The following is a 22962-nucleotide window of genomic DNA, read 5'->3' as shown; positions in this document are numbered from 1 at the left end:
ACGCGGCAGCCAGCTGCGCGGCCCCGCCCCCACCTGTACGACGGGTGGGGGCGGGGCCGTTTCGCAGTGACATACCGCGCACCCTCCCGACAGGACATCGCGTCAGAGAGACGATTACACTGGCGGGGTGCCTCAACTACGCCTCGCACTGAATCAGATCGACTCGACCGTCGGTGACCTCGCCGGGAACGCCGAGGCGATCGTCCACTGGACCCGGCACTCCGTCGGGCAGGGCGCCCATCTGGTGGCGTTCCCCGAGATGATGCTGACCGGATACCCCGTCGAGGACCTGGCCCTGCGGTCGTCCTTCGTCGACGCGTCCCGGGCCGCGCTGCGCGCGCTCGCCGCACGGCTGGCCGCCGAGGGGTTCGGGGACGTCCCTGTCGTCGTCGGCTACCTCGACCGCACCGAGAAGGCCCAGCCCCGCTACGGGCAGCCGGCGGGCGCCCCGCGGGACGCCGGGGCCGTGCTGCACCGCGGGGATGTCGCGCTGACCTTCTCCAAACACCATCTGCCGAACTACGGCGTCTTCGACGAGTTCCGCTACTTCGTCCCGGGCGAGACCCTCCCGGTGATCCGGGTGCACGGCGTCGATGTCGCGCTCGCCATCTGCGAGGACCTCTGGCAGGACGGCGGCCGGGTCCCCGCCACCCGGTCCGCGGGGGCCGGGCTGCTGGTCTCGATCAACGCGTCGCCCTACGAGCTGAACAAGGACGACCAGCGCCTCGAACTGGTCCGCAGGCGGGCCAGGGAGGCCGGCTGCACCACCGCGTACGTCGCGATGACCGGCGGCCAGGACGAGCTGGTCTACGACGGCGACTCGATCGTGGTCGACCGGGACGGCGAAGTCGTCGCACGGGCACCGCAGTTCACCGAGGGCTGTGTGGTGGTCGACCTGGAGCTGCCGGCCGCGGGCCAGGTCCCCGCCGGCGTCGTGGCCGACGGGCTGCGCATCGAACACGTCACACTCTCCGACGAGCCCCTTCCCGCCTACCCGGCCGAACTGCCCGGCGGCTACGCGGACCGCCTGGACGACGACGAGGAGCTGTACACCGCGCTGGTGGTGGGGCTGCGGGCGTACGCCGCGAAGAACGGCTTCTCCTCGGTGCTGATCGGGCTCTCCGGCGGTATCGACTCGGCGCTCGTCGCGGCCATCGCCTGTGACGCCCTCGGTGCGAAGAACGTGTACGGCGTGTCCATGCCGTCCAAGTACTCGTCGGACCACTCCCGGGACGACGCGGCCGAGCTGGCCCGGCGCACCGGGCTGAACTACCGGACCGTCGAGATCGCCCCGATGTTCGACGCGTACATGGAGTCGCTCTCGCTCACCGGCCTGGCCGAGGAGAACCTCCAGTCGCGGCTGCGCGGCACCACCCTGATGGCCCTCTCCAACCAGGAGGGCCAGATCGTGCTCGCGCCGGGCAACAAGTCCGAGCTGGCCGTGGGGTATTCGACGCTCTACGGCGACTCGGTCGGCGCGTACGGGCCGATCAAGGACGTCTACAAGACCTCCATCTTCCGGCTCGCCGAGTGGCGCAACCGGGCAGCGGCCGAGCGGGGCCAGACCCCGCCGATCCCGGAGAACTCGATCTCCAAGCCGCCCAGCGCCGAGCTGCGCCCCGGCCAGGTCGACACGGACTCGCTGCCGGACTACGAGGTGCTCGACGCGATCCTGGCGCGGTACGTCGACGCCGACCAGGGCCTCGACACCATCGTCGCGGCCGGGTTCGACCCGGAGCTGGTGGCGAAGACGCTCCGGATGGTGGACACCGCGGAGTACAAGCGCCGTCAGTACCCGCCGGGCACCAAGATCTCCGCGAAGGGGTTCGGCAAGGACCGGCGGCTGCCGATCACGAACCGCTGGCGCGAGACGAGCTGAGCGCACGCTCCGTACGGGGGCCCTCCGCGACCACGCGGGAGGCCCCCTTCGGCGTACCGCGGTCCAGGACCCCGGCGGTCACCGCGATGGCGAGGCCGATCACGGCCAGTCCCGCGCCCACCAGGGTCGGTGACATCCAGCCCCAGCCGGCCGCGATGGCGACCCCGCCGAGCCAGGCGCCGCCCGCGTTGGCCAGGTTGAAGGCGGAGTGGTTGGAGGCCGATGCCAGCGTCGGCGCCGAGCTGGCCTTCTTCATCACCAGCATCTGCAGCGGGGTGGTGGTCATGAAACCGACCGCTCCGAGGAGCACCACACTGACCAGCGCGGCCCACTTCACATGGACGGTGAAGTCGAACGCGGCCAGCACGACGGCGAGCCCGCCCAACGATCCGTACACCGTGGGGCGCAGGGCCCGGTCGCTCAGCGGCCCCGCGGCCAGCGCGCCCAGCGTCATACCGATGCCGAAGAGGGCGAGCACCAGGGTCACCGAGGACTCGGAGAGGCCCATCACCTCGGTGGTGATCGAGGCGAGGTAGCTGTAGACGGCGAAGACCCCGGCGAAGCCGAAGACGGCGGTGAGCAGTCCGAGGAGCACCTGACGGTTGCCGAGGGCGCGCACCTCGTGGCGCAGGCCCTGGTGCGCGTCGACGGGGACGTACGGGACGAGCCGGGCCAGCGCGGCCAGCGCCACCAGGCCGATCACACCGACCACGACGAAGGTGGCGCGCCAGCCGAGGTGCTGTCCGAGCAGGGTCGCCGCGGGGACGCCGACGATATTGGCGACGGTCAGACCGAGGAACATGGTGGCCACGGCCCGGCCGCGCCTGCCCTCGTCGACCAGGCCGGACGCGACGACCGCGCCGACGCCGAAGAAGGCGCCGTGCGGCAGCCCGGCAAGCACCCGCCCCGCCAGCAGCCAGCCGAAGCCGGGTGCGAAGGCGGACGCCAGGTTGCCGACGGTGAACAGACCCATCAGGAGCAGCAGCATCCGCTTGCGCGGGATGCGGGAGCCGAGCGCGGTGAGCAGCGGGGCGCCGATGACGACGCCGACCGCGTAGGCGGAGACGAGATAACCCGCGGTGGGCACGGAGGTGCCCAGGTCACCGGCGACGTTGGGCAGCAGGCCCATCATCACGAACTCGGTGGTGCCGATGCCGAACGCGGAGATGGCCAGCGCGAGCAGGGCCAGGGGCATGGAGGGAGACCTTCTCTTACGAGAGCGGGGACACGGGGCCCGGTACGACGGTGCGACGGCGCACGGGGAGACCAGCTTAAGTTCTCTTGCTGAACAAAGTCTCCCCGCCGCATTGTTCCGGCAGGTGAATACCGCGTTAAGTGACGCGTATCTCCCGCGGGCCCCTGTCTCCGGGCGCTTGCGCCTACAGCTTGAGGCGGGCCGCGATCGGCAGATGGTCGCTGCCGGTGCTGGGCAGCGTCCAGGAGGAGACCGGGTCGGCGCCCCTGACCATGATCTGGTCGATCCGCGCCATCGGGAAGCGCGCGGGCCAGCTGAAGCCGAAGCCGTTGCCCGCCGCGCCCTGGGTGGAGCGCATCTGCGAGGTCACGGCATCCAGCGAACGGTCGTTCATCGTCCCGTTGAGGTCGCCGAGCAGCACCACGTCGTGCATCGGCTCCCGCTTGATGGCCGCGCCCAGCGCGTCCGCGCTCTGGTCGCGCTGCGATGCGGTGAACCCGGCGTCGAGCTTCACCCGTACCGAGGGCAGGTGCGCGACATAGACGGCGACCCTGCCCTTGGGCGTGGCCACCGTGGCCCGCATGGCGCGGGTCCAGCCGAGCCTTATGTTGACCGGCTCGGTGTCGCCCATCGGGTACTTGCTCCAGAGCCCGACCGTGCCCTCCACCGCGTGGTACGGGTAGGTGGAGGCGAGAGCCTTCTCGTACACCGGGGCCTTGCCCGAGGCCAGCTCCTCCAGGGCGACCACATCGGCGCCCGAGGCGGCGACCTTCTTCGCGGTGCCCACCGGATCGGGGTTGTCCGCGTTCACGTTGTGGGTGGCGACCACCAGATCGCCGCCGGCGGCCGACTTGTGGCTGATCAGTCCGCCGAAGGTGTTCAGCCAGACGATGACCGGCAGCAGCAGGACGATCAGCGCGGTGGCCGAGCGGCGCAGCAGCGCCAGAATGAGCAGGACAGGGACACCGACCACACCCAGCCACGGCAGGAAGGTCTCGGTGAGGCTGCCGAGGTTGCCGATGTCGTTGGGGATGCGGGCGTGGAAGAGCATCGTCAGCGTGAGCAGCACGGCGAAGCACGCGAGGACGATGCCGCGGCGCCAGATCCCGCGGTCACCCCGCCAGCGCCCGCCGAACAGACGCCGGGCACCGGATTCGGAACGCCCGTACTCCGAGCCGCCGTGCTCCGTGTCCGTGTCCGTGAAGTGCGCCTGCGCCATACCATTGCCCTCGCTGCCTTGCCGTGCACGCCGTACCGCCCCTGACACTAAGCGATCGAGCGGCTCTTTCCGCGCCGTGATGACACGGCCGTACTGTCACGAGGACGTGGCAGGCAGTACTGGAGTTCCGGTTGTGACGGAATGCGCATATTTCAGCCGTGCTGCCCCGGGTCGGACCCGCGCTCCCGAGGGGCGAGACCCTCCAGGAGCGCGTCCACGAGCCGGGCCGCCAGACCGTCGTCGAGCTCCGCGTCGGGGCGGAGCACGGTACGCAGCAGCATCGGCCCCACGAACAGGTCGTTGATCAGGTCCGGGGCCAGGTCGGAGCGGATCGCGCCCTCCTCGATCCCCCGGCGGACGACCTCGGCGCCCATCCGGCGCCGGGCCTCGACGACCGTGTCGTGATAGGCCCGCCAGAGCTCCGGATAGCTCTGCATCTGTGCGAAGACGTTGTACAGCAGCGTGGACGAGCGCTTCGCGAGGCCCTGCAGGCGCAGCGATTCGAGCATCGCGACCAGATGGTCGCGGACCGAGGTGCCCTGTAGCTCGGGGGCGGCGGGCTCGATGGCCTTGAGCACATCGATGAAGAGCTCCTCCTTGCCCTTCCAGCGGCGGTAGATGGTCGCCTTGCCGACGCCCGCCGTACGGGCCACGCGTTCGATGGACACCTCGGTCAGCGGGACGCCCTCCTCCAGCAGCTTCACCACGGCCTCGACGATCGACCGCTCGACCGCTTCCGAGCGCGGCCGCCCGCGCCGCTGCTCAGCCGGCCTGTTCCGCTGTTCCGTCGGGGGCACGCCCGCTCCGCCTCTCGCTGTCCGTGTCAGTCCCTGCCGAGTCAGTCCATACCGATTGTCGCTGACGCCGGAACCGACTCTTCCGCCCTGGCTCCGACGGCGCCGGTCCCGGGCCTGCCCGGCAGGAAGACGGCGACCACGACGGCGCCGAGCAGCGCGACCCCGGCCGAGCCGAGCGCCGTCACATGCATGGCGTGCAGGAACGCGGTGTCCGCGTGGGCCGCGAGCGTCCGGCCCGCGGGGCCGAGCTTCTCCGCGACGCCCAGGGTCGCCTCGATCGACTCCCCCGCCGCCTTGCGCGCACCGGGCGGCAGCGCGCCGAGATGCCCCTCGATGTCACCGCGGTAGGTGGCGGAGAGCACGGACCCCAGTACGGCGACCCCGAGCGCCCCGCCGACCTGGCGGAAGGTGTTGTTGATCGCGGATCCGGAACCGGCCTTCTCACGGGGCAGCGACTGCATGATCGAGACCGTGACCGGCGGCATGATGTGGGCCATTCCCGTCCCCATGGCGAAGAAGACGACCTCCATCACCCAGACGGGCGTACCGGCGCCGAAGAACGCGAAGCAGCCGAGTCCGGCGGCGACCAGCACCATGCCGGCCGTGCAGACGGCGCGGGCGCCGAACCGTTCGACGACGAGCCTGGCCCGCGGCGAGAAGATCATCTGGGCCGCGGCGAGCGGCAGCAGCAGGAGGCCGGACTCCAGCGCGCTGTAGCCGCGGACGCTCTGCATGTAGAAGGCCGAGAAGAAGGTGACGCCCATCAGCGCGAAGAAGACCAGGGCGATGGCGGCGACGGCCGCGGAGAACGCCGGGTTCCTGAAGTAGGTGACGTCGATGGCCGGGTGGCTGCTGCGCTTCTCGTACAGCACGAAGCCGGTCAGCACGGCGATCCCGCCGAGCGTGGTCAGCAGCACGGACGGCGCGGTGAAGTCGGCCAGTTCGCCGCCGCGGATGATCCCGTACACCAGCAGCACCAGGCCGACGACGGACAGGCCCACCCCCACCGGGTCGATATGGCCGGGGGCGGGGTCCCTGGAGTCCGGGACCAGCAGCACCATCGCGATCAGCGCGACGGCCACGACCGGCACATTGACCAGGAACACCGAGCCCCACCAGAAGTGTTCGAGGAGCACACCGCCGGTGATCGGGCCGATCGCGATGGCCAGGCCGACGCCGCCGGCCCAGATGCCGATGGCCTTGGGCTGCTCGTCCCGCTCGAAGACGTTCATCAGGACGGCGAGGGTGGCAGGCATCACGAAGGCCCCGCCGAGCCCCATCACGGCCCGGAACGCGACGAGTTCGGCCGGCGAGGTGGAGAGGGCGGCGAACACCGAGCCGAAACCGAAGACCGCGAGCCCGAAGAGCAGGACCTTCTTGCGGCCGATGCGGTCGCCGAGCAGGCCGGCGGTGAAGAGCAGTCCGGCGAAGACCAGCGTGTAGGCGTTGATCGCCCATTCGAGCTGGCTCTGGGTGGCGCCGAGCCCGGTCGGCGCGGGGGCCGCGATCGTCTTGACCGCCACATTGAGGATGGAGTTGTCGAGCACCACGATCAGCAGGCTCAGCATCAGCGCGGCCAGGATCGCCCAGCGGCGCCGGTGTACGGCTTCGGGTATGCGGGGCGCTGCGACGGGCCCCGTGGAGTTGGTCATGCGGACAGCGTAGAGCATTTCCGATACGACACCGTCTCGTATCGTAAAGATTTTACCCGGGCCCCGGTGGCGTGCCCGGAGCCCACTTCCCCCCGGTGGCGCCGGGGTGCGACCATGGAGCCGGTCCGGGGACGCCGTCAGGGCGCCTCGAGATGACGAACAGGAGCGTTGCGATGACGCGCGCATTGGATTCCCAGAGCTCCCTCCACGAGAGCTCCGCACCCCAGGGCTCCGCCCACCAGAACTCCGCCCCTGCGGCCGGTGGCCCCGCCGCCGGGAAGCCCGCCGACAGAAGCATGGCGATGTCCGGCGGCCGGAGCAGCAGGCGCATCACGGTCCACGACATCGGCGGCGCCAAGGAGCGCGGCGAGAAGTGGCCCATGCTCACCGCGTACGACGCGATGACCGCCTCCGTCTTCGACGAGGCAGGCATCCCGGTGATGCTCGTCGGCGACTCGATGGGCAACTGCCACCTCGGGTACGAGACCACGGTCCCGGTCACCCTCGACGAGATGACGATGCTCGCCGCCGCCGTGGTACGCGGCACCTCGCGGGCGCTGATCGTCGGCGACCTGCCCTTCGGCGCCTACCAGGAGGGCCCGGTCCAGGCGCTGCGCAGTGCGACGCGCCTGGTCAAGGAGGCGGGTGTGGGCGCGGTGAAGCTGGAGGGCGGTGAGCGCTCGCACCAGCAGATCGAGCTGCTGGTGCAGTCCGGCATCCCCGTCATGGGGCACATCGGGCTGACACCGCAGTCCGTCAACTCGATGGGCTACCGGGTGCAGGGCCGCGGCGAGGAGGCCGCGCAGCAGCTGCTGCGCGACGCCAAGTCCGTACAGGACGCCGGCGCGTTCGCGGTCGTCCTGGAACTCGTACCCGCGGAGCTGGCCGCCGAGGTCACCCGCATCCTGCACATCCCGACCGTCGGGATCGGCGCGGGCCCCGAGTGCGACGCGCAGGTGCTCGTCTACACAGACATGGTGGGGCTGACGGGCGGCAAGGTGCCGCGCTTCACCAAGCAGTACGCGGACCTCCGCCGGACGCTCGGCGACGCGGCGAAGGAGTTCGCCGACGAGGTGGTCGGCGGCACGTTCCCGCAGGAGCAGCACACCTTCCACTGAACCACCGGGGCCCTCTCGGGCCCCGTCCAGGCCACTGCCGCACGTACCGACGGCCCGCCGACATCCCCCATCGGCGGGCTGTCGGCATTCTGTCGGTGAGTTGTCAGTGGCGGCTGGTCTGATAGTGGGCATGACGCGAATCGACAAGAACCCCGGGAACGGCGGATCCGCCGTACAGGTGCGGGGGCTGGTGAAGCACTACGGGGACACGAAGGCCCTGGACGGAGTGGACCTGGATGTCCGGGAGGGCACGGTCCTCGGTGTGCTCGGGCCCAACGGCGCCGGCAAGACCACCCTCGTACGAGTCCTCTCCACCCTGATTCAGCCGGACTCCGGCACCGCCACCGTGGCCGGCTGCAACGTACTGACCCAGCCCCGCCAGCTGCGCCGGGTCATCGGCCTCACCGGGCAGTACGCGTCGGTCGACGAGAAGCTCTCCGGCTGGGAGAACCTCTACATGATCGGCCGGCTGCTCGATCTCTCCCGCAAGGACGCCAGGAGCCGCGCCGACGAGCTCCTGGAGCGGTTCTCACTGACCGATGCGGCCAAGAAGGCCGCGATGCACTACTCGGGCGGGATGCGCCGCAGGCTCGACCTGGCCGCTTCGATGATCGGCAGCCCGGCGGTGCTCTTCCTCGACGAGCCGACGACCGGTCTCGACCCCCGTACCCGCAACGAGGTCTGGGACGAGGTGCAGCGGATGGTCGCGGAGGGGGCGACCGTGCTCATCACCACCCAGTACATGGAGGAGGCCGAGCAGCTCGCCAACGAGCTGACGGTCATCGACAAGGGCCGGGTCATCGCCAACGGCAAGGTGAACGAGCTGAAGGCGAAGGTCGGCGGCCGCACCCTCCAGATCCAGCCGAGCGACCCCGGACAGCTCCCCGCCATGGCGCGCGCGCTGGCCGAGGCCGGGCTGGACGGGATCGCGGGCTCCCAGGCGGTGCCCGACGAGGGGCTGCTCAATGTGCCGATCCTCAGCGACGAACAGCTGACGTCGGTGGTCGGCCTGCTGGCCTCGCGCGGCTTCGGCATCACCAACATCGGTACCCATCTGCCCAGCCTTGACGAGGTGTTCCTGGCCATCACCGGCCAGAAGCCCACCCTGCAGGACGGCTACGACGAGCAGAGCGACCAGATCCAGGAGGCCGCGGTATGAGCACGGCGACGATCGAGAAGCCGGCGCCGCCCGCACCGGCCGCGACCGCGGACGAGGGGCGGATCGGGCTGCGGGGCAATCTCCGGCACATCGGGGCGCTGGCCCGGCGCAACGCGCTGCAGATCAAGGCGGACCCGGAGTCGATGTTCGACGTCCTGCTGATGCCGATCATCTTCACCCTGCTGTTCGTGTTCGTCTTCGGCGGCGCCATCGCGGGCAAGGGCAACCAGACGCAGTACGTCGACTACGTCGTCCCCGGTCTGATGGCGATGATGGGCATGAACATCGCCATGGCCGTGGGCACCGGGGTCAACGACGACTTCAAGAAGGGGGTGATGGACCGGTTCCGCAGTATGCCCATCGCCCGGTCGTCCGTCCTCATCGCGAAGATCGTCGTGGAGATCGGCCGGATGCTGGTCGCCATCACGATCCTGCTGACCGTGGGCTTCATACTGGGTCTCAGCATCCACACATCGGTGCTCTCGCTCTTCGCGGCGATCGGCCTCTCACTGGTCTTCGGCGCCTCACTGATGTGGATCTTCATTCTGCTCGGACTGACCATGAAGACGGCCCAGGCCGTCCAGGGGATGGCGATGCTGGTGCTGATGCCGCTGCAGTTCGGATCGTCGATCTTCGCCCCGCCCACCACGATGCCCGGCTGGCTCCAGGCGTTCACCGACTACAACCCGCTCTCCAACCTCGCGGACGCGGCGCGGAACCTGATGAACGGCGGCCCGGTCACCCACTCCGTACTGATGACGCTCGGCTGGTCGGTGGCGATCACCGCGGTCACCGCACCGCTGGCGATCCGCAAGTTCCGCAAGAAGACCTGAACCGGCCGCCGGGCCGTACGACCCGGCGGTCCCGTTCACCGATCGCGTCGCTCCACCAGGGCGGTGGCCTCCTCCGGGGTGAGGCCGCCGCCCTCGGCGTACGCACGCTCGTACGCGGCGTCCCCCAGGGCGGCGCGGGCGGCCGCCTCGGCCTTCTCGCGGTTGGCGCGCTCCATGGACGCGCTGAAGTGACCCGGCGGCAGCTGCGCGTCGGACGCGGCCAGCAGCCGCACCGCGTCCCGGGCCTCATCGGGATCTCCGGGACCCGCCAGCGCCCAGGCGTACGTCACCAGCTGGGTGGCGGGCATCTGCGGGGCCACCATCTGCGACAGCGGGTCACCGGTCCGCATCAGCGCCTGCCGCGCCCTGACACGGCCCTCGGCGTACCGGCCCTCCTCGTTGTCCAGCCAGGCCGTCAGGCCGAGCATCATGCCTTCGAAGACGGCGAGCGGCCCCCTCGCGAACTTCTCCTGCAGCAGGCCGAGTTCGACGCGGGCCTCGGACACACGGCCGACGCGGCCCAGCCACATGGCGAGAATCATCCGGGCCATCGGCCAGACCTCGTGCCCGACGTCGGTCCCCGATTCCTCCCCCAGGACCTGCCGCAGGATCGTCTCGCCCTCGTCCCCCCGGCCCGCTTCGAGCAGCGCCCCGGCGTACCTGGCCCGCAACACCGCGACCTGGGTCCGTGCGCCGAGCCGCTCGGCGTAACCGAACGCCATCCGGTAGTCCTCACCGGCGAGCAGGAAGTCGCCGCGCGCCTCACGGGCCTCACCGCGCGCCGAGAGCGCCTCGGCGGCGCCCCAGGCGTCGCCGAGCCGGATGAAGATCTCCAGGGCCTCCTCGGCGTCCCTGGTGGCGTCGCCCGCCCAGTCGCTGCGGTTGGCCAGGATGTTGGCCCGCATCTGGAGGGCGCTGGCCAGCTCCCACTCGTATCCGAAGTCCTGGCAGGACCGCACCGTTTCGTCGAGCACGTCCCGCAGCTCACCGGGGGCGCCGGTGAGCATGACCGCGAAGAACCAGAGCGAGGCCGGGGAGCGGCAGGTCTGCGGCAGTCCGGGGCTGTAGGCCGCCACCACCCGGCTGAGCCGCTCCTTGTTGGCCGGCGTGGTCCAGTCGTCGAAATCGTGGTCGGCGGAGGCCAGATGGATCAGCCGCACTCCGCGCCGCGCCTCTTCGAGCAGTTCGGGACTCATCGGCGGCGGGGCGTCCGTACACCGCGCCTCCAGCGGCGGGGCCTTCGCGACCGGCGGCTCGAACGGGTCGGGGCCGAGCTCCGCGGTCGCACCGCACCAGTGTCTGGAGTCGGCGCGCAGATCGCGCATCTGCCAGAACCAGGCGAGGGAGTGCACCAGGATCAGCGCCTCCTGCTCGTCCCCCGCGGCGACGGCGCGGCGCAGTGCGGTGCGTACGTTCTCGTACTCGCGCACCAGCAGGTCGATCGCGGCGAGCTGGCCGTGGCCGCGCAGTTCGGGGTCGGTCAGCCGGGCCAGCTCCCGGTAGTGCACCAGATGACGGTGTTCGGCGTCGGGGCGGTCACCCGCCTCGTCGAGCCGCTCTGCCGCGTACTCGCCGACGGTTTCGAGGAGCCGGTAGCGCATCTCGCCGTAGCCCGAAGGAGCCGCCACCACCAGGGACTTGTCGACCAGCGAGCCGAGCAGGTCGAGTGATTCGGCGCCGCACACCGCCTCCACGGCCGTGATCCCGCAGCCGCCGGCGAAGACGGAGAGCCTGCGCAGGACGTTGCGCTCCGGTTCGGCGAGCAGGTCCCAGGACCAGTCGACCACGGCGCGCAGCGTCTGCTGGCGCGGCAAAGTGGTCCGGGCGCCGCCGGTCAGCAGCCGGAAGCGGTCGTCGAGCCGGTCGGCGATCTGGCGCGGGGAGAGCATCCGCAGCCGGGCCGCGGCGAGTTCGATGGCGAGCGGGAGTCCGTCCAGGCGGCGGCAGATCTCCGTGGCCGCCCCCGGGTCGTCCTCGATCCGGAAGCCCGGCCGGGCGGCGCTCCCGCGCTCGGCCAGCAGCCGCAGCGCGGACGGCTCGGGCAGCGGCTCAAGGGGGCGTACGACTTCGCCGGGCACCCCCAGTGGCTCCCGGCTGGTGGCCAGGATCGTCAGCCCGGGGCAGTGGGCGAGGAGTTCTTCGGCGAGGGTGGCGGCGGCACCGATGACATGCTCGCAGTTGTCGAGCAGGAGCAGCATCCGGCGCCGGGCGCAGTGTTCGGTGAGCCGGGCCAGCGGGTCGTCCGCCTGCCGGTCGGCGGCGCGTATCTCCTCGACGCCCGCGCCGCGCAGCACCGTCTGACGGGCGCCGACCGCGCCGAGTACCGCTTCGGGCACCGTCTCCGGGTCGTCCACGGGGGCGAGTTCGGCCAGCCAGACGCCGTCGGGCCAGGAGCCGGCCGCGGCCTCGGCCGCCTCCTGCGAGAGCCGGGTCTTCCCGGCCCCGCCGGGTCCGAGCAGGGTGACGAGCCGGGCCGCACCGAGGTCGTCGCGCAGGGCGTGGATGTCGCTCTCGCGCCCGACGAAGCTGGTCAGCCGGGCCCGGAGATTGCCGGGGCGGCGCCCGCCCGAGCCGTCGTCGCCGGACAGCTGCCGGGCGGGGGCCTGCTCCGCTCCGGGAGACCCGTCGGCCGCGCCCCCGCGGTCCGGCCGCCCTTCGGGGGTGGCTCCCCCGGTGGCGGATCTCCCGGCGGCGGCTTCCTCGGGGGTGACTCCCCCGGCGGTGGCCCGCCCGGCGCCGGCCTCCCCCGCGGTGACTTCATCCGGTGACAGCAACTCGGCGTACAGCGACCGCAGTTCGGGCCCCGGATCCGCGCCGAGCCGCTCGATCAGACCGCGCCGCACCTCCTCGTACGCGGCGAGTGCCTCCGCGGTCCGCCCCGCGTGCCGCAGCGCCCGGATCCGCAGCGCCTGAAGCGGCTCGTCGATCGGATGGTCGGCGCAGAGCGCGGCCAGCTCCGGCAGCGTTCCCTCGGCCCGGCCGAGCGCGACCGCAGCGGCGAGCGCGGCCCGGCGTGCGTCAAGTCGCCGGGCCTCCCAGCGGGCCGCCAGGGCCGTACGGTCGGGGAGGTCGGCGAGCACCATCCCCCGCCACAGCGCCAGCGCGTCCTCCAGGAGGGCAGCCGCCTTGGCCGGATCGCCCTCGTCCAGGGCCCGCGCTCCCTCGCCCGCGAGCCGCTCGAACCGGTACAGGTCCACGTCGTCCGGGTCGGCGCAGAGCCGGTACCCGCCGTCGGACGAGGTGACGGCGGCATGCCCGAGCGCCCGCCGCAGCCGGGCCACGAGCGCCTGGAGCGCGCCGGTGGCGTCGGCCGGCGGATCGCCGTCCCACACCTCGGCGACCAGCACGGCCGCCGGGACGCTCCGCCCGACGCGCAGCGCCAGTACGGTCAGCAGGGCACGCAGCCGCGCCCCGCCGAGGGCGACGGCCGTGCCGTCGGGGCGGAATGCCTGGGTGGTGGAGAGGATCCGGTAGCGCACGGGCCCATTGTCCGTTACAGCACGCACGTCAACCGCCCGGTGCTCCGCACACGGCGCCCGTCCGATGTCCGCCACCACTGCCGCCTTCCGTCCGTCATGCCCCCACCCTGCCCGGAACCCACACCCGGCGGCGAGACGTTTACCGCGTGTCACCTGTACGGTCAGGGCTCTTGTGTACGGTCGGGGCTCCTGCCCCGGTACCCCATGCATCACCGGCGCCCCGAACATCAGGAGTCCCGTCCATGACCACCGCCTCCACCCGCCACAGCGAACGGCGGATCAGTCCGGTCTTCCTGGGGATCGTGGCCGTCATGGCGGTCACCGGCTGGGCGGTGTGGGCGGACTTCGCGAAGGTCCCGGGCTTCTCGGTCTTCCTGTTCGTGACGTCGGCGTGGGTGGTCTCGCTCTGTCTGCACGAGTACGCGCACGCCCGCAGCGCCCTGCACAGCGGCGACATCTCGGTCGGGGAGAAGGGCTATCTCACCCTCAACCCGGCGAAGTACACCCACGCGATGCTCTCCATCGTGCTGCCGCTGGTCTTCCTGATCCTCGGCGGGATCGGTCTGCCGGGCGGCGCGGTCTTCATCGAGCGGGGCCGGATCAGGGGCCGCTGGCGGCACAGTCTGATCTCGGCGGCGGGCCCGCTGACGAACGTACTGTTCGCGTTCGTCTGCACGGCGCCCTTCTGGCTGCACGCGCTGGACGGCGTACCGCCGCTGTTCCGCTACGCGCTGGGCTTCCTCGCGCTGCTCCAGTTCACGGCCGCGATCCTGAACTTCCTGCCCGTTCCGGGTCTCGACGGGTACGGCGTGGTCGAGCCCTGGCTGCCGTACAGCATCCGCCGCCAGGTCGAGCCGTTCGGACAGGTGGGGATGATCGCGGTCTTCGCGCTGCTGTGGATCCCGTCGGTGAACCACGCGTTCTTCGACCTGATCGACGCGATCCTGCGCGGCGTCGGGGTCAGCGGCAACGACACGTACTGCGGGCAGAACTTCTACCGCTTCTGGTACGGGCAGCCCGCCGGGTTCTTCTGCCCCAGGTAGCGGCGGAGGCTCGGGGTAGCGGGCGGGCGTGACGGCGGCGGCCCGCTCCCGCCCCGGCGCGCGGCAGGTCAGTGGGCGGCGGGCGTCCTGGCCGCGGCCCTGGCGGCGCGGGTCCTGCGCAGATAGAACCAGGCCATGTTGGACGAGAGGCCCGCCAGCAGGATCCAGACGATCCCGATCAAGCTCCCCTGGACGAAGGAGACCACGGCGGCCGCCACGGAGAGGGCGCAGACGACGAGGGCGTACAGAGCGAGGCGGGGCATGGGGGCGGCTCCTGTCCGGGGGCGAAGACTGTTCGTCCCCCAGTGTCCCCCATGCCCCTTCGCGCTCATACGTCGGTGACGCGCAGCCCCGCGTGGGCCTTGTAGCGGCGGTTGACCGAGATCAGGTTGGCGACGAGCGACTCGACCTGGTGGGCGTTGCGCAGCCGCCCGGCGAAGACCCCGCGCATCCCGGTGATCCGGCCGGCGAGCGCCTGCACGGTCTCGACGTCGGCGCGCGCCTCGCCCAGCACCATCACATCGGTGTCGATCTGCTCGATCTCCGGGTCCTGGAGCAGGACGGCCGACAGATGGTGGAAGGCGGCGGTCACCCGGGACTCAGGCAGCAGCGCGGCGGCCTGCTCGGCGGCGCTGCCCTCCTCGGGCTTCAGGGCGTACGCACCCTTCTTGTCGAAGCCGAGCGGGTTGACGCAGTCGACCACGAGCTTCCCGGTCAGCTCCTCGCGCAGCGACTCCAGGGTCTTGGCGTGCCCGTCCCAGGGCACGGCCACGATCACCACATCGCTGCGGCGCGCGCACTCGGCGTTCTCCAGGCCCTCGACGCCGTGCCCGAGCTCTCCGGCCGCGGTCCGCGCCCGCTCGGCGGCGCGCGAGCCGATGATCACTTTCTGGCCCGCCCTGGCCAGCCGGTAGGCGAGCCCGCGCCCCTGGTCGCCGGTCCCGCCGAGGACGCCGATGACCAGGTCCGAGACATCGGGAAGGTCCCAGGGGTCCTTGGCGGCCGGCTGCTGTGCACTGTCGGTGGAAGTCATGGGCCGACCCTACTCGCTGGTACCCGGTACCCGTACGGATGAGGACCGGTCGACCGCCCGGCGCGGGACGGCCCCGTGCGGCAGGATGCCCGGCCATGGATGCCGTACGGGTAGCGCTGCTCCGGGAAGTACTCGCAGGGACGGAGTGGCCGCGCGCCACCCGCCGGTTCGCCGCCGCGCTGCGGTCGTCCGTGGTGCCGCACGGCGGCGGGCTGCTGCTGGTGGGGACCGAGCGGTACGAGCCGTGGCATCTGGCCGCCCATCTCGTGGACGAGGCCGCCTGGTCGGGGCTGCCGGAACTGGCGCCCACGCTGGTGCGCCACCGGGTCGGGGACGGGGAGCCGGCGCATCTCTCGGTGGGCCTCGGGCGGATCGAGGCGGCGGGGCGCGGTGAGACGCTGCTCGTCGTCGCGCCGGAGCTGCCCGGGGCGGGGCTCCTGGAGCGGGTGCACGGGGCGCGACGGGCCGGTGCCACCGTGCTGGCACTCGACGGCGGGGACCCGGAGGTGCACGGACTCGCGCACGAGACGCTCACGGTGGCGGAGGGCGGTGAGGTGGATCTCGACACCGTGCAGCACCTGGTCAGCGCGGCCGCCGGCGAGAACAGCCTCCCCGCACAGCGCGGCAGGCCCGGCTTCCGCGACCGCCTCTCCCGCCTCGCCGACCAGCTGACCGCTCCCCCGCCGGACCTGTGGTGACCGGGCCGCCCGCTCCTTCTCCGGACCGCCGGTAACCGGGCCGCTGGTGGTCGAGCCGCCCGTAATCCGTTTGCACCCCGGACGCGGCGCGCTGGAGCCGGTCGGGCCGGTCCCGGGTACTGCCGATCGATCTGCAAGCCCGTCCTCGGAGGGCGCCTGAACACGGGCGCGGACCGGCAACTGATGGTGGCAACCCACCGGGTGGACCCGGCGGGCTTCGACGACAGCATCCGGCTGACCGCCCATTACTTCCAGGAGGACATCCCCAAGAAATACGAAGTACGCCTCGTCGCCGTGGACGGCAATCTGTTCGCCGGGACCATCATCGGTACCTCCGAGAAGGCACGGACCGACTGGCGCACCGACTACGAGAACCTGGAGTACGGCACAACCACGGTGCCCGACAAAGTCGCTACGGCTGTTCGGCGCTTCATGGCCTCGTACGGCATCGTGTTCGGCTCCTTCGACTTCGCCGTCACCCCCAACGACGAGTGGGTTTTCTTCGAGAACAATCCGGCAGGCACATGGTCATGGGTCGAGAACCGCACCGGATTACCCATCGCCGCCGCACACGCTGATTACCTGCAGGGGACCACCACATGACCCACACGAACGACCCCGCACCGGCCAGGCTGCGCGCCCAGTTCGCCGCCGCACTCGGCGAGGGACAACAGAGCGAATGGCTGGCAGCGTTCGCCGAGGTTCCGCGGGAACACTACGTCCCGCGCTTCTACCAGCAGGACAAGCGAGGACGGTGGAAGGAGGTAACCAGCGGAGATCCAGGCTACTTGGAGACCGTGTACTCGGACACCGCGCTGACTACACAGCTGGACGAGCATGGCGTCCCCACCTCGTCGTCAAGTGAGCCCCGCCTGATGCTGACCATGCTCGATGCTCTGGACGCGAAGCCCGGCCACCGGTTGTACGAGCTGGGCCTCGGTACCGGGTACAACGCCGCCCTGGCCTCGTCGCGCCTCGGAGGCGACAACGTGGTGAGCGTGGACGTTGATCCCGATCTGGTCCGACTCGCCCGGAGCCGCCTGGCAAGGGGGGACTACCACCCCCTCGTCTTCACTGGGGACGGCGCGGAAGGCTATCCAGCCCGAGCGCCCTACGACCGCATCATCGCCACCGTCGGCCTCCGCTGTCTTCCGCCCGCCCTACTGGCCCAGACCCGCGAGGGTTCAGTCATCGTCGCGCCGATCGGATTCGGCGTCGCGAAAATCGTCGTCGGAAGCGATGGGGAGGCGTCAGGGAGATTTCTCCCGGTACCTGCGTTCTTCATGCCACGTCGAACCGCCTCCCACGGTCCCGACTTCGCAGGGCTGGAACCCCAGGCCGGCACGGCCACCGTTGTACAGGCAACGGATGTGCTCAACCGGCTGAAGTTCCCACTGTCACTCGCCCTCCCCGGATATCACTCGTGCTCCTGGCGAGACGAGTCGGGCGAGGTGACCGGCGTCGGGCTGTGGACCGATGACGGTTCCACGGCCACCGCTCACGTGTCGGGAAAAGCCAGGCAACTCGGCCCACAGCGGCTCTGGGACAAGGTGGAGGAGTTGGCCTCCGTCTTCCCCGGAGGCGCTCCTGCCCGAGAGGACTTCGGCCTCACGATCACGTCAGAAGGCCAGCGAGTCTGGTACCGGGAGCCAGAAGGCCCTTCCTGGCGCCTGCCCACCGAGTAGACGAACTCACGGCCCACTGCACCGTGTCTTACCTCGCCCCGCCGGGCCGCTGGTGGTCGGGCCGCCCGTAATCCGTTTGCACCCCGGACGCGGCGCGGCCGAACATGACCTCTTGTGGCTTCCCGCACGCGGCTCGGCGCGCTCCTCCCCGATCTCACCCCCTGGCGCTCCTCCCGGGAGTTCCGCCTGCTCTGGGTCCAGGGCCTGATCGCCTTCTTCGGCAGTTCGATGGCGCTGATCGCCCTGCCGCTCCAGATCAAGGACCTCACCGGGTCCCCTGCCGCCGTGGGCGCGATGGGGGCGGTGGAGCTGGTGCCGCTGGTCGTCTTCGGGCTCTACGGGGGTGCGCTGGCCGACGCGGTCGACCGGCGCAAGGTCATCCTGGCCACCGAGGCGGGGCTGGGGCTGCTCGCCGTACTGCTGCTCGTGAACGCGCTGATCCCCGCGCCGATGCTCTGGCCGCTGTATGTCGTCGCCGCCGGGGTCTCGGCGCTCGCCGGGCTGCAACGGCCCGCGCTCGACTCGCTGCTGGCGCGGATCGTGCCGCACGACCAGCTGACCGCGGCCGCCGCGCTCAACGCGCTGCGGTGGCAGACCGGCGCGATCGCGGGCCCGGCGCTGGCGGGGGTCGTGGTGGCGTACGCCGGATACCCCACCGCGTACGGGGTCACGGTGCTGGGCTTCACGGTCTCGGTCGCCATGTGCACCCGGCTCTCGCCCGCGCCGCCCTCGCACGACGCCGAGCGGCCCTCGCTGCGCGGGATCGCGCAGGGCGCCCGGTACGCGTGGAGCCGCCCGGTGCTCCTCGGGACGTACGCGATCGACCTGGCGGCGATGTTCTTCGCCTACCCGAACACGGTCTTCCCCTTCCTCGCCGACGATCTGCACGCCACCTGGGCGCTGGGGCATGGGGGCACCTCCCACGCCCTTTAGGCAGTGGGGGAGTACGCGGCGGGGTCGGTGGGGTCCGTGGTGCTCAGTCTGACCAGCGGCTGGACGTCGCGGGTCAGACGGCACGGGCTCTTCGTGGTCTTCGGCGCCGCGGGCTGGGGTCTTGCGATCACGGCCGCCGGCTGGTGCACCAACATCTGGCTGGTGCTGCTCTGTCTGGCCTTCGCGGGCGCGGGCGACATGCTCAGCGGGCTCGGCCGCTCCACTATCTGGAACCAGACCATCCCGGAGGAGCTGCGCGGCAGGCTGGCGGGTATCGAGGTGCTCTCGTACAGCGTCGGACCGCAGCTGGGCCAGGTCAGAGCGGGCACCCTGGCCGGCTGGACCGGGACACGGAACGCGATCTGGAGCGGCGGTCTCGCCTGTGTGGCGTCGGTGGGCCTGCTCGCCGCCGTGCTGCCGAAGCTGCTGACGTACGACGCGGACACCGACGCCGACGCGCAGCTGCGCCGCGCCCGTAAGGAGGAGGCGGCAGCCGCTGCGGCGGCGGCTGTCTGACCGTAAGGACCGGCCCGGCCGTCAGCTCTCCTCGTCGGTGGGGCCGCCCTTCTCGTGCCACTTGGGGTCGGTCTCCCACTCCAGGTTCCGCTCGGCCGCCGTCTCCATGGCGTGCGTCGCCTCCTCGCGGGTGGCGTACGGGCCGAAGCGGTCCTTGGCCGGGCACTCGGGGCCCTCTTCGACCTTTCTGTGCTCGATGCAGTAGTACCACTCGCCCGGCTTCGCGGCCGTGCGCCTCTTGAACAAAGCCATGGTCGGCTCCTCTCTCATACACTCGCTGGCATGTCTGGCCAGTCACTGCTCGTACCAGGGGAGCTCTCTCCCACCCGTTCCGTACCCGGAAACATCCGGCGTCCCGAGTACGTGGGCAAGCCCGCGCCGACGCCGTACACCGGCCCGGACGTCCAGGACGCCGACACCGTCGAGCGTATGCGCGTCGCGGGCCGTATCGCCGCACAGGCGATGGCGGAGGCCGCCAAGCACATCGTGCCCGGTGTGACGACGGATGAACTCGACCGGGTCGCCCATGACTTCATGTGCGACCACGGGGCCTATCCGTCGACCCTCGGCTACCGCGGCTTCAAGAAGTCCCTCTGCACCTCCGTCAACGAGGTCATCTGCCACGGGATCCCGGACTCCACGGTGCTCCGGGACGGCGACATCGTGAACCTCGACGTCACCGCGTACATCAACGGGGTGCACGGCGACACCAACGCCACCTACCTCTGCGGAGACGTCGACGAGGAGTCACGGCTCCTCGTAGAGCGGACCCGCGAATCGCTCGGCCGGGCCATCAAGGCGGTCAGGCCCGGCCGTCAGATCAACATCATCGGCCGGGTCATCGAGTCGTACGCCAAGCGTTTCGGCTACGGCGTCGTCAAGGACTTCACCGGGCACGGCATCAGCACGTCGTTCCACTCCGGCCTGATCGTCCCGCACTACGACAGCCCGTACGCCACGGAGCTGATCAGGCCCGGTATGACGTTCACGATCGAGCCGATGCTCACCCTCGGCAGCCACGAGTACGACATGTGGGAGGACGGCTGGACGGCGGTGACCAAGGACCGCAGGCGGACCGCCCAGTTCGAGCACACGCTCGTCGTGACGGAGACCGGCGCGGAGATCCTCACGCTGCCCTGACCGGATTGGTCCGGGGCCGGGACGGGTACGGACGTTACCGACAGGACGTCGGGAACCCATTGACTTAGGTAAGCCTAAGCATAGAAGATCGACCCAGGTTCTCGTCCCCCTCGGCCCCGGAGGTCCGCCATGGACGCCTTCTCGACGCTCATCCGCACCGCCTCGCACGAGCAGCACAGCACGGTCAGGTCCGTGACGTTCATGAGCGACCTGCTGGGCGGCCGGCTCGGGGTGGACGCCTACGCCCGGTACACCGAGCAGCTGTGGTTCGTCTACCGGGCGCTGGAAGAGGGCGCGGAGAAGCTGACCGGGGACGCCGTGGCCGGTCCCTTCGTCCGGCCGGAGCTGATGCGCACGGCCGCGCTCGAACAGGACCTGGCGCATCTGCGGGGGCCCGGCTGGCGCGCCGGGCTGACGGCGCTGCCCGCCACCGCCGCCTATGCGGAGCGGGTGGCCGAGTGCGCGGAGAGCTGGCCCGGCGGCTACGTGGCGCACCACTACACCCGCTATCTCGGTGATCTGTCCGGCGGCCAGATCGTCCGCGGTGTGGCCGAGAAGACCTGGGGCTTCACGCGCAAGGGCGACGGTGTGCGGTTCTACGTCTTCGACGAGATCCCCAACCCGGCCGCGTTCAAGCGTGGTTACGGAGAGCTGCTCGACGCGGTGGCGGTGGACGACCTGGAGAAGCGGCGGATCGTGGAGGAGTGCAAGCGTGCCTTCGGCCTCAACACCCAGGTCTTCCGTGAGCTGGGCCAGGAGTTCACCCCGCTCAGCGCGTAGGGCGCGGGGCGCGGGAGCCGGTGAGGAGGCGGCGGGCGGCGTCCCAGCCGGCGTACCGGGCGGACGCGACGGCCGCCCCGTCGTCGCCCAGCACCCGCAGCCACGCGCCGCAGCCGTGCGGCAGCACACTCACGCCGTACGGCAGTCCCGTCCCGTCGAGCGCGGTGTGCAGCGCGTCGGCCACATCGGCGGCGGGTGCCCGGCCGGTCACCACATAGAGCGAGGCCATCCGGGTGTGGCCGGAGAGCGCTCCGGGTCCCGCCCCCTCGTTCCGGTCCGGGCACAGCCGTATCGCGTCGAGGGCGAGCAGTCTGCCGTGCGGCCTGCGTATCTCCAGGTCGAGGCCGAGGGCGCCGGGTCCGGGGTGTGCCCCTGTCACGGTCTCCCCCAGGACGACGGTGGCGGCGGGGTCGGCGGTGATCACGGTGCGCTGGTAGAGCCGGGAGCCGGGCAGGGGCAGCAGCGGTTCGGGCAGATACTCCAGATACGCGTCGGGGCCCGCCGCGAGGTTGACCAGCCGGGTGGCGTAGCCCTGCTCCATCGGGCGGACCTCGGTCCCGGCGCCCGTGGCGAGATGCACCTCGGTCTCGGCACCGCAGCAGACGTCGACGCGCTGGCGGTCGTCCCGGACCAGACCGCCCACGACGGGGGCCAGCCGGACGAACGCCATCTGCGGCCGCAGCGGGTCCGGGTGCTGGGGCCTGCCGGTCCGCAGGGGCATCCTGGTGTACCGGCGGACCAGTTCGGTGCGGCCGCTCAGCCGCTCGAACCCCAGCTCGACAAGGCCGACCCGGGGGGACGGCTCCGCTGCGGGGTCGGGCGGCTCCGCAGCGGGTTCGCCGGCGTGCGGGGGCTCACCGGCGTGCGGGGATTCAGCGGTGTGCGCGGGCTCACCGGCCTGCGGGGCGTGCCGGGCCACTTCGGGCGGCACCCGGCCGGGGGTGTGGTGTGCGGCGGAGAGCCGGGACTGCGCGCGCGGGCGTCCCGTCGCCGACGTCTCGGGCACCTCGTCCGTGACAAGCGCCATGTCAGACCACCGTCCCCGGCCGCACGTCCGGCAGTGAGACCCCGTTGTGGCAACGCCCCTTTCCGCCAGGCCAGTTGGGGTAGGACGTGTGGGGGCGGCGTCCGGTGTCCCGACGTCCGTCGGGGCAGCGCAGGAGCGCATGCGACAGCGTGTCGTTCATGGTGATTCCTTCCGGTCTCCCGGCGGCCGGTGGGCCGTCGGGTCGTGCGCTGCGTACCGGTTCAGGGGGCGGGCGCCGGGGCCGGCGCACGGCCGGGTAGCCCCGAGAGGGCCTCGGCCACGGGCACACAGCCGCCCAGATCGGCGAGTTCACGGCGGAGGGCTTCCGCCGCCGCCTCCTCGACGACCGGCACGGCCCCGCGCAGCAGCAGCTGGGCCGCGCCGTGGTCGGCCGACCCGGTCCGCCGGGCCGCTGCCGCGAAGGCGGCGCAGAACGCGAACAGGTCGGCGGTCACCGCCTGTTGACGCGGTACTCCGGCTCCGGCCTGGATGACGGCGGAAACCACCGCCCGGTTGCCGGGCGCCTCCCTGCGCGTGACCAGAGCGGCGTACTCCTCCACGGCATCGGATGGGAACACGGCCCGGCCGAGGCCGAGCAGATGCCGGCCGGTTCTGGTCGCGGCCGTCCGCTGCTCCTGGCCGAGCTTGGCCGCGTGCAGCCGTTCGTCGATCTCGGCGAGCGCCCCCCCCCCACCCCGCCCAAGCGCCGGGGGGGGGGGGGGGCGGGGGCGCGCGGCGGCGCGCGGGCCGCCCCGGGGGGCGAGAGCGACGGTCAG

General features: G+C 71.5%; 20 protein-coding genes and 1 pseudogene. 11 read left to right on the top strand and 10 right to left on the bottom strand.

Annotated elements, in window-relative coordinates:
* The first annotated feature begins 127 nt into the window (after nt 1–127).
* Nucleotides 128–1879: an NAD+ synthase gene (locus ACFXBC_RS24505; RefSeq protein ID WP_385028280.1), complete on the top strand. Its 1752-nt coding sequence runs from the start codon at nt 128–130 to the stop codon at nt 1877–1879.
* On the opposite strand, the gene ACFXBC_RS24500 is transcribed toward ACFXBC_RS24505, so the two are convergent.
* The 4 genes from ACFXBC_RS24500 to ACFXBC_RS24485 all read right to left on the bottom strand — a co-directional run bounded on the left by ACFXBC_RS24500 (nt 1851) and on the right by ACFXBC_RS24485 (nt 6742).
* Nucleotides 1851–3074 carry an MFS transporter gene (locus ACFXBC_RS24500; RefSeq protein WP_385028277.1) on the bottom strand — a complete coding sequence of 408 codons (1224 nt, stop codon included), beginning with the start codon at nt 3072–3074 and terminating at the stop codon, nt 1851–1853. The genes ACFXBC_RS24505 and ACFXBC_RS24500 overlap by 29 nt on opposite strands.
* A 184-nt stretch (nt 3075–3258) precedes the next feature.
* Complete coding sequence (locus tag ACFXBC_RS24495) at nt 3259–4293, bottom strand: endonuclease/exonuclease/phosphatase family protein (RefSeq protein ID WP_385028275.1); 1035 nt, start codon at nt 4291–4293, stop codon at nt 3259–3261.
* 152 nt (nt 4294–4445) lie between these two features.
* Nucleotides 4446–5090, bottom strand: coding sequence for a TetR/AcrR family transcriptional regulator (locus tag ACFXBC_RS24490; protein ID WP_385028272.1), 645 nt, complete (start codon nt 5088–5090; stop codon nt 4446–4448).
* A 41-nt stretch (nt 5091–5131) separates the two neighbouring features.
* Nucleotides 5132–6742, bottom strand: coding sequence for an MFS transporter (locus ACFXBC_RS24485; RefSeq protein ID WP_385028269.1), 1611 nt, complete (start codon nt 6740–6742; stop codon nt 5132–5134).
* Between the two features lie 296 nt (nt 6743–7038).
* Between ACFXBC_RS24485 and panB the strand changes: the two genes are divergently transcribed.
* The 3 genes from panB (at nt 7039) to ACFXBC_RS24470 (ending at nt 9852) form a co-directional block, all read left to right on the top strand.
* On the top strand, nt 7039–7860 hold the full coding sequence (gene panB / locus ACFXBC_RS24480) for a 3-methyl-2-oxobutanoate hydroxymethyltransferase (RefSeq protein WP_385028302.1): 822 nt from the start codon (nt 7039–7041) through the stop codon (nt 7858–7860).
* A gap of 130 nt (nt 7861–7990) precedes the next feature.
* Nucleotides 7991–9019: an ATP-binding cassette domain-containing protein gene (locus ACFXBC_RS24475; protein ID WP_385028266.1), complete on the top strand. Its 1029-nt coding sequence runs from the start codon at nt 7991–7993 to the stop codon at nt 9017–9019.
* Nucleotides 9016–9852, top strand: a complete 837-nt coding sequence (locus tag ACFXBC_RS24470) for an ABC transporter permease (RefSeq protein ID WP_385028262.1) — start codon at nt 9016–9018, stop codon at nt 9850–9852. Before ACFXBC_RS24475 ends, ACFXBC_RS24470 begins: the two co-directional genes overlap by 4 nt.
* A gap of 35 nt (nt 9853–9887) precedes the next feature.
* Here the strand turns inward: ACFXBC_RS24470 and ACFXBC_RS24465 are convergent, their stop codons facing one another.
* Nucleotides 9888–13331: a BTAD domain-containing putative transcriptional regulator gene (locus ACFXBC_RS24465; protein WP_385028259.1), complete on the bottom strand. Its 3444-nt coding sequence runs from the start codon at nt 13329–13331 to the stop codon at nt 9888–9890.
* A 242-nt stretch (nt 13332–13573) separates the two neighbouring features.
* Between ACFXBC_RS24465 and ACFXBC_RS24460 the strand changes: the two genes are divergently transcribed.
* Complete coding sequence (locus ACFXBC_RS24460) at nt 13574–14374, top strand: site-2 protease family protein (protein WP_385028256.1); 801 nt, start codon at nt 13574–13576, stop codon at nt 14372–14374.
* A gap of 68 nt (nt 14375–14442) precedes the next feature.
* Here ACFXBC_RS24460 and ACFXBC_RS24455 read toward each other — a convergent pair whose 3' ends face one another.
* A complete protein-coding gene (locus ACFXBC_RS24455) occupies nt 14443–14637 on the bottom strand; it encodes a hypothetical protein (protein ID WP_385028254.1) in 195 nt (64 codons plus the stop codon).
* 65 nt (nt 14638–14702) lie between these two features.
* The gene (gene npdG / locus ACFXBC_RS24450) at nt 14703–15407 is read right to left on the bottom strand and encodes an NADPH-dependent F420 reductase (RefSeq protein WP_385028251.1); all 705 of its coding nucleotides are present in this window, start codon (nt 15405–15407) and stop codon (nt 14703–14705) included.
* Between the two features lie 95 nt (nt 15408–15502).
* On the opposite strand from npdG, the gene ACFXBC_RS24445 reads away from it, so the two are divergent.
* The 4 genes and pseudogenes from ACFXBC_RS24445 to ACFXBC_RS24430 all read left to right on the top strand — a co-directional run bounded on the left by ACFXBC_RS24445 (nt 15503) and on the right by ACFXBC_RS24430 (nt 19239).
* Entirely contained in the window at nt 15503–16105 is a 603-nt protein-coding gene (locus ACFXBC_RS24445; RefSeq protein WP_385028248.1) for a hypothetical protein, read from the top strand.
* Nucleotides 16106–16288: 183 nt separating this feature from the next.
* Nucleotides 16289–16708 (top strand): hypothetical protein, encoded by a 420-nt coding sequence (locus ACFXBC_RS24440; RefSeq protein WP_385028245.1) that lies wholly within the window; start codon nt 16289–16291, stop codon nt 16706–16708.
* Entirely contained in the window at nt 16705–17790 is a 1086-nt protein-coding gene (locus tag ACFXBC_RS24435; RefSeq protein WP_385028242.1) for a hypothetical protein, read from the top strand. Before ACFXBC_RS24440 ends, ACFXBC_RS24435 begins: the two co-directional genes overlap by 4 nt.
* A gap of 114 nt (nt 17791–17904) precedes the next feature.
* Nucleotides 17905–19239, top strand: a pseudogene (locus ACFXBC_RS24430) (MFS transporter).
* A gap of 21 nt (nt 19240–19260) precedes the next feature.
* On the opposite strand, the gene ACFXBC_RS24425 reads toward ACFXBC_RS24430, so the two are convergent.
* The gene (locus ACFXBC_RS24425; protein WP_385028240.1) at nt 19261–19491 is read right to left on the bottom strand and encodes a hypothetical protein; all 231 of its coding nucleotides are present in this window, start codon (nt 19489–19491) and stop codon (nt 19261–19263) included.
* 30 nt (nt 19492–19521) lie between these two features.
* Here ACFXBC_RS24425 and map point away from each other — a divergent pair, with 30 nt between their 5' ends.
* Nucleotides 19522–20379, top strand: a complete 858-nt coding sequence (gene map, locus ACFXBC_RS24420) for a type I methionyl aminopeptidase (protein WP_385028237.1) — start codon at nt 19522–19524, stop codon at nt 20377–20379.
* Nucleotides 20380–20508: 129 nt separating this feature from the next.
* Nucleotides 20509–21159: a heme oxygenase (biliverdin-producing) gene (locus ACFXBC_RS24415; RefSeq protein ID WP_385028234.1), complete on the top strand. Its 651-nt coding sequence runs from the start codon at nt 20509–20511 to the stop codon at nt 21157–21159.
* Here ACFXBC_RS24415 and ACFXBC_RS24410 read toward each other — a convergent pair.
* Both ACFXBC_RS24410 and ACFXBC_RS24405 read right to left on the bottom strand, forming a co-directional pair.
* Nucleotides 21149–22186, bottom strand: a complete 1038-nt coding sequence (locus tag ACFXBC_RS24410; protein WP_385028231.1) for an urease accessory protein UreD — start codon at nt 22184–22186, stop codon at nt 21149–21151. The two genes, ACFXBC_RS24415 and ACFXBC_RS24410, sit on opposite strands and share 11 nt — an antisense overlap.
* Before the next feature lie 221 nt (nt 22187–22407).
* A partial coding sequence (locus tag ACFXBC_RS24405) for an urease accessory UreF family protein (protein ID WP_385028227.1) occupies nt 22408–22962 on the bottom strand: 555 nt, incomplete at its 5' end.

This window comes from Streptomyces sp. NPDC059398 (genome assembly GCF_042751845.1).
Taxonomy (GTDB): Bacteria; Actinomycetota; Actinomycetes; order Streptomycetales; family Streptomycetaceae; genus Streptomyces.
The sequence above is the reverse complement of the archived record's forward strand: the minus strand, read 5'-3'. Positions and strand labels throughout refer to the sequence as shown.